At 70.0% G+C, this 12,364-nt stretch carries 8 protein-coding genes; 7 read left to right on the forward strand and 1 reads right to left on the reverse strand.

Annotated elements, in window-relative coordinates; all coding sequences use genetic code 11:
• The first annotated feature begins 137 nt into the window (after positions 1-137).
• From ACN269_RS08165 to ACN269_RS08175, 3 genes are read left to right on the forward strand one after another with little or no spacing between them, the layout of a single operon-like run.
• The gene (locus tag ACN269_RS08165; RefSeq protein ID WP_421471853.1) at positions 138-1,979 is read left to right on the forward strand and encodes an SCO2524 family protein; all 1,842 of its coding nucleotides are present in this window, start codon (positions 138-140) and stop codon (positions 1,977-1,979) included.
• Complete coding sequence (locus ACN269_RS08170; protein ID WP_355047832.1) at positions 1,980-2,909, forward strand: SCO2523 family variant P-loop protein; 930 nt, start codon at positions 1,980-1,982, stop codon at positions 2,907-2,909.
• Between the two features lie 5 nt (positions 2,910-2,914).
• Positions 2,915-3,871 (forward strand): SCO2522 family protein, encoded by a 957-nt coding sequence (locus ACN269_RS08175; protein ID WP_421476226.1) that lies wholly within the window; start codon positions 2,915-2,917, stop codon positions 3,869-3,871.
• A 7-nt stretch (positions 3,872-3,878) separates the two neighbouring features.
• Here the strand turns inward: ACN269_RS08175 and ACN269_RS08180 are convergent, their stop codons facing one another.
• Positions 3,879-4,835 (reverse strand): SCO2521 family protein, encoded by a 957-nt coding sequence (locus ACN269_RS08180; protein WP_421471854.1) that lies wholly within the window; start codon positions 4,833-4,835, stop codon positions 3,879-3,881.
• A gap of 275 nt (positions 4,836-5,110) precedes the next feature.
• On the opposite strand from ACN269_RS08180, the gene ACN269_RS08185 reads away from it, so the two are divergent.
• From ACN269_RS08185 to ACN269_RS08200, 4 genes are all read left to right on the forward strand, one after another.
• Positions 5,111-9,325 carry a HEAT repeat domain-containing protein gene (locus ACN269_RS08185; RefSeq protein ID WP_421471855.1) on the forward strand — a complete coding sequence of 1,405 codons (4,215 nt, stop codon included), beginning with the start codon at positions 5,111-5,113 and terminating at the stop codon, positions 9,323-9,325.
• A gap of 78 nt (positions 9,326-9,403) precedes the next feature.
• Entirely contained in the window at positions 9,404-11,203 is a 1,800-nt protein-coding gene (locus tag ACN269_RS08190) for a RyR domain-containing protein (RefSeq protein ID WP_421471856.1), read from the forward strand.
• Positions 11,193-11,705 (forward strand): hypothetical protein, encoded by a 513-nt coding sequence (locus ACN269_RS08195; RefSeq protein WP_421471857.1) that lies wholly within the window; start codon positions 11,193-11,195, stop codon positions 11,703-11,705. Before ACN269_RS08190 ends, ACN269_RS08195 begins: the two co-directional genes overlap by 11 nt.
• Positions 11,706-11,819: 114 nt before the next feature.
• On the forward strand, positions 11,820-12,332 hold the full coding sequence (locus ACN269_RS08200) for a hypothetical protein (RefSeq protein WP_421471858.1): 513 nt from the start codon (positions 11,820-11,822) through the stop codon (positions 12,330-12,332).
• Positions 12,333-12,364: the final 32 nt, after the last annotated feature.

Genomic DNA, 12,364 nt, shown 5'->3' on the forward strand with positions numbered 1-12,364 from the left:
GACACGCGGCCATCGAAGCCTTCAAGTGCCACTCGACTGGCCCGCTACCATGACGTTGTACGGCACCGTGGATCATCGCGCGGGCACGGCTATGTCAGCGGTTTCAAGTCGACGACTACAACAGACGGCGGTGGATCATGCGGATGCAGCCGCGGCAGGAGATCCTCGACATCTGGCGGGCGACGGTTCGCAGTTGCTGGGCGAACGGTGAATGGCACTGGGGCGGCCGAAGTGGTACCAACTCGATCAGCGACGCGGAGCAACTGCTGACCCTGCTGCTTCCCGCGGCCAAGGTCCCCGTGCTGTCTCTGGACGACCCGGACCGCGCCGACGAAGAGGTGATCGCGGCGCTCGGCCCGCTCGGCGGTGCGATCGAGATTCCCCGCCGGCTGGTCAGCGTGATGATCGACTATTTCCGGCGGTACACCGACGACGCCGGCACTCCGATCTTCGGCGGCGGCAGTTACCTCACCCCCCTGGAGGGTGGTCCGGAGCTCACCGAGGAGCAGCGTTCCCAGGACATCGTCGACTCGTTCGCGGTGTCGGTCACGCTCACGTTGGCGACGATCGGTTTCGTCAAGGTCTACCGGGGGTCCACCCAACGGCGTGACCTGTTGGCGCAACTGGACGAACTGGAGGCCATGGCGAGCGCGCGCCTCACCGCGGCGATGGTCGGCCTGCTCCGCAGCTTCAGCACCTTCGTCTTCACCTCCACCGACGAGTACGGCATTCGCCTGTGCGACATGGTCAACCAGGACGAGTTACCGCGCCGCGAGCTGGTGGCCGCGCTGCGCGAGCAGTTGCGGGACACCATGGCGAGCCTGCGTAGCGTGGTCATCGGTTCGGGTCGGGTGACGGAGGACCTGGACAACAGCGAGATGCTGTTCGAGTGCGGCTGGTCGTGGGGGCTCATCTCCGGGACCGAGGAGGTCCCGACCACCGAGCCGATCGGCCGACAGCGTGCGGGCTCCGCGGAGAACGCCCCCTACCTCTACTTCACCGTGATCGCCATGGACGCCATCGAGGACCTGAACTCCGAACGCACCCGGCTACTCGGGTTGCTCAACGAGGAGCAGCAGCGGCTGTCCCGGGCGCTGCAACTTCGCTGGGAGCTCACCCGGACGTACTGGGCGACGGTGGCGACCTTCGGCAACCGACGACGGTGGCCCATCGAGGACATTCCCTGGCGGACGACCGATGGTGACCGGACCGACTACTACACGCTCCAGACGACGTCGCTCGCCGTGAAGGGTCTGCTCGCCGTCGGGCGCGGCGGTGACGAGGAGCTCGGGCGGATCGCCTCGGTACTGGTGGAGCTGGCGCAGCGCGCGCGGATCACCCGGCGGGCGTCACCCGGCGAGCCGGCGCTGTTCGTGCACGCGCCGGGCAAGCAGGTGACCCTGAACGACGACACGTCGAAACCGATCATGACGTGGAACGTGAACGAGTTCTCCGTGGTGCTGCTACAGCGGGCGGCCGCCGTCGCCGGTCTGCTGAGCAACGCCCGTCAGCGCAGTGAACTACTCGAGCTGGCCGACGAGGTGTGGGATCACCTGCTGCTGCGGCGCATCCCGGACGGCCGGCACCAGGGGCTGTGGGACCATGCCAGTGGCGCCTTCCCCGGCCTGGCGCCGAAGCCGAACGCACCCTCCTGGTATCTGACCGTGCGGGTGGCGCAGGCGCTGGTCACCTCCGGTCAGCTGCTGTGGGAGCGGCCGTTCCCACGGGCCGGCCGGCTGGCCGACTACGCACAGGATCTGATCGACGAGGCCGAGTACCTGTTCGACCGGGAGTTGATGCGCGGCACCTTCGACGGTGAGTCGATGCAGCGCAGCATGCGCAGCATCCGCGCCAGTCTCGGCCGGGCGCAGCTGCTGGTAGACGAGCGTCCCGGCACGGCAGCCGCGCTGGTGAACACGCTTCTGCTGCTGCTCAACGACGTCGCCACCGGGCAGCAGAAGGCCAGCGAGGGGATCTGAATGCTGGTCTTCGTCACGTCGCACAAGGGCGGCACCGGCCGGTCGGTGACCGCGGCGAACATCGCCTACCGCAGCGCGTTGTCCGGTCACCCCACCTGCTACCTGGATTACGACTTCGGCTCGCCGACGGCCGGCATCACGTTCCAGATTCCGCAGGCGGTCAACGGTGTGGAGGGCGCCGGGCCCAACGGCGGCGGCCTGCACCGGTACCTGCGCGGGGAGATCCCGTCTCCGGAGCAGTTGGACGTGTGGGGTACCTCCGAGCGCGCCAGCCTGCGTCAGCGGCCCATCGGCTCCGGTCCGCTGGTGCTCCTGCCGGGGCAACGCAACGGCAGCGAGTTCGGTTTCACCAACGACATCGCCAAGCGCTGCGCCGAACTCTTCCTCCGGTTGGAGGAGGAGTTCGACCTGACCCTGGTCGACCTCAGCGCCGGCCGGTCGTACGCCAGTCAGATCGCGCTGGCCGCCACCGCGACCTCGACCCTGCGCAAGGTCGCCGTACGCTGGCTGGTCTTCCACCGGTGGACTCCCCAGCACGTCACCGCGGCGGCGGACCTGGCCTTCGAGGCGGGCGGGATCGTGGCCATGGGCAAGGAGTACGGCCACGAGCCGGAGAGGCTACGGGAGTCGCTGCGCTTCATCCGGACGGCGGTGATCGACTCACGTGGCCCCGAAGTCGGCCATCTCGGCCTCGCCCAGCAGGCCTTCCTGCGCAAGTGCGACGCGGAGCTGTCGGAGCTGGCCCGACGACGGGGTGTCGGACGTACGACACTGCTCGGCGTGGTGCCGCTGGATCCTCTGTTGCAGTGGCGGGAGCAGCTGATCTCCGACCACGACGTGCAATCCAAAATTGCCAACGTCAAGACGGTGGACGCCTTCGTTGACCTGACCGAGAAGCTTTTCGACGAGACGGCATGGGACACCGCGTGATCGGCATGGATGTCAGGTTCCAGGAGGCAGCTGCGGTGCGTCGTACAGAGAGCGTGGCGTACTCGCATCTGTCCGTGGAGCTGGGGCACTTCTACGCGGAGGACTTCGGCGACGGGTGTGAGGAGCTGAGACGCAAGTTCGAGCGGATCGCGGACTGGTCGGCCGCGATCCCGGCGCTGGCCCGCCGTGGGCTGCCCGCATCCCGGGAGCCGCGGATCAGCACCTGCTTCATGTTGGACGACTACTTCCACCGCTTCGGCACCCCCCGCGAGGTGATTCCGCAGGTGCAGAGCGCCGCGGCGGAGCACGGCCTGACCTTGGACTACGTGGCCCGGGAGTCCAGTTTCGCCCGGCACGACGGGGCCGAGTTGGCCCGGTTGGTGGTCGACACACTGGTGGTGGAACCACCTCGGGGCACCACCGGAAGTCGGCCACCATTGAGCGAGTCGGGCTGGCTGTCCAACGGCAAGCGGTCCCCCGGCCACGTCGACGCGCCGGCGATGACCCTGCCCCGTCCGTGGTCGCCGCCGTTGCAGTCCGGCGACCCCCGGCACTCCATCTTCGTCGACATCGAGCTCTGGTCCGACGAGCCGGACGCCCGGGTGTGGGCCTGCGCCCTGCTCGCCTCGGTCTGGCAGATGACCCGACTCGGCGTGCTGCGGCATCGGGGCGAGACGATGACGCAACCGCGCCAACTCGCCGGCGAGCTGCCGACGGACTGGGACCAACTGCCGGCGATCGTCCAGCTCAACCCGGCGGCCGCGCCGTTCTGCGCGTATCGCACGCTGACCCTCATGAGCACCGAGTACCTGCCGGTGGAGCTGGCCGTACGGACCATCCTCGGCCAGGTGGCGGTGCCCCCGGCGGTCGCGCAGCAGGTCGCCAAACGGGCTGGCGGCGAGGGCCTGCAGCTACCCAGTGAGCTGGTCGACCGGCTGAGCTACGTCTTCATCAGCGACTGAGGCCTGCTCAGCGCCCGCACGGCTCGTCGACGGCCAGCCGGCCGGCCAGGTCGCGAAGCAGAGCCATGTTGCTCACGCTGATCTGGTCCCGGATCCAGTTGACCGACGAGTTCCACTGTCGGCTGAAGCCGGGTACCTGCTCCAACTGGTCCCAGATCGGCCGCAGTCGCGGGTGCACCCGGGCGCCCGGCAGCCACAGGTGCAGCAGGTGCTCCAGCACCGGACGCAGCCGCTCGATGTGCTCCTGCCCGGAGGCCGATCGGGTGACCGCGGACTCCACCAGCGAGGACAGGATGGTCAGCAGCCAGTCGTGCAACGCGAGGTCTTCGCAGAGCCCCGCCACGGCCGCCGGCACGTCCTGCGGGGCGAGCACGAGTTCGACCGTACGCAGGGTGGGTGAGTCCACGGTGACCACCGCCGAGACGTCCCGGTTCGGACGCTCGTCGGTCTGCGCGGTCCAGCGCAGCCGTGTGCGGGCGGTGCGCAGGGGCGGGCGCCGGTCCAGCAGGTCGGACATCTGCACACCGTCGAGCACCCTGCCGGTGATCGCCTCCAGGTTCAGCACGTCGGCGTTGTCGCCGTGCAGGAAGCCCCCGCTCAGGTCGGCGACGTCCAGCTTGCCGACCGTCTCGAGGACACCCGGGTTGGCCAGGTAGTGCGACCACGGTCGGCGACGTTCACCGGCGACGACGTGGATGACCGAGGAGGCCTGCACGATCCGGCCGCCGGTGATGATGGCCCGGGTGAGGACGGCTCCCACCCCCCGCAACTGGCGCTTCCTGGCGCTCGGAAGCCAGCAGTCGACGCCGGTGCGGACATCGGGTGACACCGCGTACAGCGATGGACGCCGGGAGGTCAGCACGGCCTCGCCCTCGATCAGGCTGAGCACGTCGGCGCTCTGCTCCTGGGCCAACGCCGTGCTGTGCTGCAGAAGACTGGTGTGCACCTCACCGACCGTGAGCATGGCTTCCTCCGCAACGCTGCCGCCGAACCGCGCTCGTCCCGCCTACGCGGCTCGTGCTGATTGACGCACACTCCTCGCGACCGGCACCGACAAACTTCTCAAGTACGCGATTCGACTCGCCCGGACCCGTTTCCGTTGATGGCCATCATAGGCACTGGGTCGGCGGGATTCCCATGTACGGCCGGCGTTCGGAGTGTTCGCGGGTCGGACGGACGTGACAACGACTGATATTTTCGATGATGCGGTCGCCAGCCACCCCCTGGAGTTTGCCGTTCATGAAGGTCTACATTTCGGCCACCCAAAAGGACTTGCTGGAATACCGCGCTGCCGTGCACGCCGTAGCTCGCCGACTGGAGATCGACGACGTGGCGATGGAGGCGTACGGCGCCGACATCCGGCCGCCGCTGGAACGCTGCCTCGCCGACGTGCGCCGGTGCGACCTCTACGTGGGGCTGTTCGCCTGGCGGTACGGGTTCCGGCCGCCCGGCCAGGAGTCCTCCATCACCGAATTGGAGTACCGGGAGGCGCTCGCGGCGGGGAAGCCCTGCCTGGTCTTCCTGCTCGCGGAGGACACACCCTGGCCGGTCGACATGATCGACCGGGACGCCGACTGGCAGCAGATCGTCGCGTTGCGCCGTGAGCTCAAGGAGCGGCACCTGTGCGCCTTCTTCTCCGGCGTGGACGACCTCACCGCCAAGGTGACCGCCGCACTGGCCGACGTACGCAGTGGCAGGTCCCCGGCCCGCGAGCCGGCCGACCCGGACACCCACCTGCCGACGGTCGTGCGCAACCAGTACTACAAGCAGTTGTCGCTGCGCTACCAGGCCGTCTCGGTGGACGCGGTCTCACCGCGCCCCACCATCGGCTACCTCACCGTCGGGCTCCCCAACGTCTTCGTGGAGCCGCGCGTCCACGAGGACGCGCGGCCGGAGATGCCGCTGGCGTGGTGGCGGTGGGCCGGATCGACGCCGGGCGGCGACATCGGCGGGCTGCCCGGGGTGGTCAACCCCGAGGAGGTGGAGCGGCTCTGGGAGGAGTACGCGGCCAAGGACGAGCTGTCGTTGTTCGACGTGGTGTCCGACCCGGGGCGGCGCACGATGGTGCTGCTGGGCGATCCCGGCTCCGGCAAGTCTGCGGCCGCGCGGTACCTGGCGCTGACGCTGGCCGGGGTCTGCGTGGAGCCTCGACTGAGTGCGCTGGACCGGTACCTACCCGTCCTGATCGAGCTGCGCTCCTACGCCACCCATCACGGGGACGGCCGGTGCGACGGCTTGCTCGACTACGTCGGCCACCGCCACCAGCAGGGGCTGGCCGGTGTCGACCAGGACGTGCTGGAGGCGTACCTGCGCCAGGGCGGTCAGGCGCTGTTCCTGTTCGACGGCCTGGACGAGGTGTTCGACCCGGCGCAGCGCGAAGAGGTGGCCGCGCAGATCGCCACGTTCGCCAACGAATACCCGGGGGTGCTGACCGTGGTCACGTCGCGGGCAGCCGGCTACCAACGGCACACCTTCGCCAATGCGGGCTTCGACCACTTCACCCTGGAGGATCTCGACGACGAGCAGATCGCGAGGTTCCTCGACAACTGGTACCGCTATGTGATGCCCACGTCGGCCACGGAGGCGGAGCGGCAGCGCCGGCAGATCCTCGACGTGGTCAGCAGTTCCCGAGCGATGCGCGAGATCGCCGGTAACCCCCTGCTGCTGATGCTCATGGCGATCGTCGGCCGGGGGCATCCGCTGCCACGCAACCGACGCCGGCTCTACGCGCACGTGACCGACGTCCTCATCTCCGAATGGGACGTGACCAAGCAACTGCGCGAGAGCCACGGCGACGTGCCGTCGCTCGACCTACAGGCGAAGCGTCGGCTGCTGCGTCACCTGGCGTACTGGATGCAGTTCCGCGAGTCCGGCCCCGCCGGGAATTACATCGATTCCGACGAATTGGCACGCATTTTCCGGGACAACCTCGTCGAGTTCTACGGTTTTGAGAATGAGCGGGCGCTCGCCATGGCCTACTCGATGATCGACAAATTGCGGCAGCGAAGCTTCATCCTGGAGCGTTACGGCCTGCGACTGTTCGGGTTCGTGCACCGCGCGTTCCTGGAATTCTTCTGCGCCGAAGAGATCGTGGACAGGTGCGAGCGCGACCCGGCCGCCTGGGGCCTCGACCATCTGCGTTCGCTGTTTCGCGAGCACTGGGCCGACCCGTCGTGGCGGGAGGTGCTTCGGCTGGTCGCCAGCGCGCTGCCCGCCCGGATCGCCAACGAACTGGTCACCCTGCTCGCCACCGAGGCCACCGCACCCTGGCCGCCGTTGAACCTGACCGGGCCGCCGTGGAACCTGGTGCTGGCGGCGCAGTGCGTGGCCGAGGCGCCGCAGCCCGCCGAACTGGCCGGCGCGGGCGACGCCGTGCTGCGTCAGGTCGTCCGCCTCATCGAGCACGGCATCTCCGCCGACGACCCGAACCTGGTGGATCTCACTGAGCAGGAGCTGCTGTCCTCGATCCGGACGCTCGGCCCGAGTTGGCCCGGCCGGGAGGTCTTCCTGCACTGGTACCGCCGCCGTGGGGTGCGGACCAGTTGGCGTTCCGGCTCCCCCTTCGCCACCCGGATCGCGGCGGTGCTCTCCACCGCCGAGGAGCAGATGGAGGACCTGCTCGTCCGGGAACTGGGGCAGGGCCGCGAGCGGCAGGCCCGCCTCACCCTGGTCGCCGGGCTGGCCGAGGCCGCCGGCCGCATCGAGGCCACCGGCGGCAACAGTGGCCGATGCCGGGACATCCTGCTCGCCCAGGCGCGGACCGAGGTCTCCACCGCGGTGCGGCAGTCGGCCGTACGCGCACTGGTCGCCCACCTCGGCGCCGGCCCCGAATTCGTGGACGTGCTGTGCGACCTCGCCGCCTCTCCCGACCTCGCGGTGCGGGCGCTGGCCGTGCAGTCCCTCGGCACCCGGTCCGACCTCTCCGCCGACGCCCGTCAGGTGTTGGCCACGGCCACCGGGGACACCGCCGTCGCGGTGCGGCGGGCCGCCGCGGGAGTACTCACCACGCGCTGCGCCGACCTGCCGGACGCACCCGAGACGATGCAGCGACTGCTGGCCACCGACACCGACCCCGGTGTGGTGCAGTGCGTGCTGAAGCGTCTGCTGGCACTGCCGGAGCACGCCGAGACCGCACGGACCACGGCGTTGCGGCGGATCACCGGCGACTCCCCGGACGAGGTCCGACGCTGCATGCTCACCGAGCTGCTGCCGGAGCGACCCAGCCCGGAGGACACCGAGCTGTTGCTGAAGTTGGCCTGCTCGGACCCGTCCGCCCGGGTCCGCGCGGTCGCCGTACAGCGGTTGGCGCTCGTACCGGACCCCCAGGGGCGCTGCAGGGCCCGGCTGATCGACCAGATCGAGCAGGACGAGGAGTCCTCCGTACGGGCCGCCGCGGTCACCGCTCTGATCGACCGGGACCGCGCCGACGACACCGGGTGGACCGTGGTGGCCCGCTCGGCTCACGTCGACGAGGACGCGACGGTACGCCTCGCCGCGGTGCGCGCGCTGGCCGAGGCATACCCCGACCACCGCACCGGGGAACTGCTGCTGGAGAGCGCTCGACGCGATCCGACCGCGAGCGTCCGGCTCGCCGCGGTCGACCTGCTCACCGGCCGACCGCTGTTCGGCCACGCGACCCGGGATCTGCTCATCAGCCGCGCCTCCCAGGAGCGGGACCCGATCGTCCGGCTACGGGTCACCCGTAGCCTGGCCCGGCTCGCCGACCCACCGGACCTCGAGGTGCGGGAGTGCCTTGCCGAGCAGGTCAGTCGGGACCCCGACCCGAACGTACTGTGCGCCGCCGCCCAGGCGCTCACCCGCCACGGCGACGCCCCGGGCCTCATCGAGACACTGTGCCGGCGGGCCCGCCGAGACAGCTACGTCGGCATCCGGCTGGCCGCCGTGCAGACCCTCTGTGCGTACGGGAGCCCGGAACTGGTGACCGACGTGCTGCTGGAATGCGTCGAGTCCGATACCGATCCGACCGTGTTCGATGCGGCCGTACGCTGTCTGACCAAGCAGGGCTCGGCGTCGATGGCGGTGACGCTGCGGCTCATGCGCCGCCTGTCGGACCAGGACCCGGCCATCCGCGCCCGCATCGCCGCCGCGCTCGGCGAGCACTTCGGCACCGACCCGGAGGTCCAGGTGCTTCTGGTCGGGCTGGTCCGCGACGACCCGGCCCTGGAGGTTCGCCGCCGGGCCGTGGAACAGCTGGGTGCCAGCCTGGCCGGCCGCACAGGGGTACGGAACCTGTTGCTGCGGCTCGCCGACGACGACGACTGGGAGATCCGCAGGACCGCGCTGCTCGCGTTGACCCGTCACTACGACGGTGACACCCGTACCCGAGAGGTGCTCGTGCGGCTCGCGCATCAGGAGGACGACGGCGCGGTGCGGCGGCTGGCCGGGCAACTGCTCGCCACACTGCCCGACACCCGACCCGACGACTTTCCGTAATCGAACCGGAACCCTCGGCGAACAACCACGTGCGCGTCGAGCGACAGTCCGATCGACCTCGTCAAATACCATGAGCCCATGACGGATCGGGTCGCCGGCTCGTCCCGCCCGACCGGCTGGAGTCTGCGCGTCCTTTTCGGCTTGATCGGGCTGGCCGCTCTCGTCCTCGGCTATGTCGGCTTCGAGCGCCTGCTCGACGCCCGCCCGGACGTCGCCCACGATCCGTACGACGTGCTCTACTACGACCTGCAACTCTTCGTCTTCGGCGCCGAACCCTTCCAGAACGCCGGCCCCTACCCGTGGCAGCTCCAGATCGCCCGGTTCGCCGCCCCGCTGTTCACGCTCCTCGCCGTGGCCGAGGCCAGCCGGCTGCTGCTGGCCGCCGAGAGTCGCCGTCTGCGCGCCCGGCGGGCACGTGGTCACGTCCTGGTCTGCGGCGACTCCCAGTTCGCCCACATGCTCGCCGACCGGCTCTTCGCCGACGGTGAACGTGTGGTGGTGGTGCGCTCCGAACCGTTCGGGCCGCTGGAGTACCGGCGACGCCGATACCTCGGTGTGGTGGGCGACCCGACCAGCCCAGAGGTGTTGCGCGGCGCCGGCCTGCCCCGAGCCCACACCATCTACGCCTGCAGCGAGGACGACGACCGCAACCACGCGATCGCCAACACCGCCAACCGGCTCATCCAGGACCGACGGCAACCACCGCGGGTCTACGTCCTGGTCCACGACTCGGAGATGTGTCTGTCCCTACAGGCCCGACGCCTCGGCGCCGCCGGGTCCAGCCGGCTGCGGCTGGACTACTTCCACGTCGACGACGTCGCCGCGCGCGCACTGCACCGGCACCACCCGCTGCCGAGCGCGAAAGGCCAACCAACCAGGGTCCTCATCGCGGGCACCGGCACCTTCCGCCGGGCTCTCCTGGTGGAGACCGCCCGGCACTGGCGCGCCTTTCACGCCGACACCCCCGGGGGCCACGCCGTGCCACCCCTGCGGGTGGACGTCGTGGCACCCGATGCCGGTACCGAGCTCGCGCTGGCGTCCTCGCGTTACCCGTTCCTGGCCGCCGTCTGTCAGTTGACCGCGTACGACCTGGATCTCGACGGCGTCGTCGGTCTCGGCCGCGACCGCTACGACCGCATCTACGTGTGCGCGCCGGACGAGATCAACGGCCTACAGTTCGTGCTGGACACGCCCGCCCTGTGGCAGGGCGCCGAGAGTGCCGTGTTCGTGCCGGTCTACCGACAGGCGGCGCTCGCCGCGGCCTTCCACGGCGACTCGCGGCACGACCTGCTCGACGAGGTGCACGGCAAGCTCCGCCTCTATCCGGTGCTCGCCCACGCCTGCGACGCCCGACTGATCGCCGAGGATCTCACCGAGCGGCTGGCCCGGCTGATCCACGAACGGTACGTCCAGGCGCAGCAGCGCGCCGGAGTACGACTCGGCGACGCCCCGGCGATGGTGGACTGGTCACGACTACCCGAGTCGTTGCGCCGGGCCAACCGGGCCCACGTCCAGGACATCGCCGCCAAGCTGTTGGACCTCGGTTGCGTCGTGGCGCCCCGGCACGGTGGCACCGGTGACGCCTCGGCCGCCGGGCAGGCCATCGACGACCGGATCGAGGAACTCGCCCGCCTGGAGCACGAGCGTTGGTGCCGGGAGCGGCGCGGGGATGGCTGGACGTTCGGCGACCCGCGTGACGACGTCCAGCGGCGACATCCCGCCCTCCGGCCGTGGGAGGAGCTGCCGCCCGACGTGCGGGAGCAGAATCGCGAGGGGATCCGGGCACTGCCCGATGTGCTGTCCGACAGCGGGTTCGAGCTGATCCGGCTGGCACCCCCGGTGCCCGCGCAGCGAACAGGCCCGACGGATGTCGCCTGACCTCGGCCCGGTCCGCGTCGGCGTGACCGGGCACATCAACCTGACCCGCGACACCGAACTGCTCGTCGCCGCCGCGCTCCGCGTCGAGCTGGGCCGGATCAGCGACCGGCCCGTACACGGCGTGACCTGCCTGGCCGCCGGCGCGGACCAGGTCTTCGCGCGCACGATCCTCGACCTGGGCGGCACCTACGAGGTGATCCTGCCAGCTCTCGACTACCGGGCAGCGGTCATCAGGCCGGAGAATCGGCTGGCCTTCGACGAGCTGCTCGACCGCGCGGTGGCGGTCGTCCACACCGGATTCGACCGCTCGGACACCGACGCGTACCTGGTCGCCAACCGGGAGTTGGTCCGACGGGTGCAGCGACTCGTGGCGGTCTGGGACGGCAAACCTGGCCTGCACGCGGCGTCGACGGACCGGACCGTCGCCTGGGCGCGGCGCCATGGCGTCCCGACCACGATCCTCTGGCCCGCCGGTGCCCGTCGAACGTCCATCGACGATTGACGGGCCGGATCGGCCAGCGCTTCCCACTCGACGTCGGACAACGCGGAGTTTCGGTCCTCGTCGGCCCGATAACCGGTCCCACCCGATCGACTGCGGCTGGTAGCGTGCGCCGAAATGAAGATCATGGGGGAAACATCGATGAACCGAGTTCGACTCGTCCTGACGGGCCTGGCCGTCGCGGCGGCGCTCGCGGCGTCCGGCTGCGATCCGCAGCCCAAATCCGATAGCACTGCGACCGCGCCAACCCCGGCAGCCTCCAGCGCCGCCCCGACCAGCAGCGCGGCCACCGTCGCGACCAGCGCCCCGGCCAACGACGCGGCCACGGTGAAGGCCTGCGCCGACATCAAGAAGGACATCACCGACAACGCCACCAAGATCGCCAAGGCCGAGAAGATCGGCCCGCCAGCCGGTCACTTCGCGGTCAGTGCCCAATGGGCCGCGGGCTCGGTCGCGATCCTGGCGCACGCGATCGGTGCCAATGACGCGGTCACCGCCGCCTCGGAGAAGATCCAGGACGAGATGATGAGCCTGAGCGACGCGTACAACAAGTCCGCCGACGCCAAGCCCAGCAAGAAGGCTCTGGAGGCGGCCATCAAGGAATTCGACACCGCCTGCTCCGCCGCCTGACCGTTCGACCGCGCGATCGGCGGTGACCTCCA

It is taken from the genome of Micromonospora sp. WMMD736 (assembly GCF_049179015.1).
In the GTDB taxonomy this organism is placed as follows: domain Bacteria; phylum Actinomycetota; class Actinomycetes; order Mycobacteriales; family Micromonosporaceae; genus Micromonospora.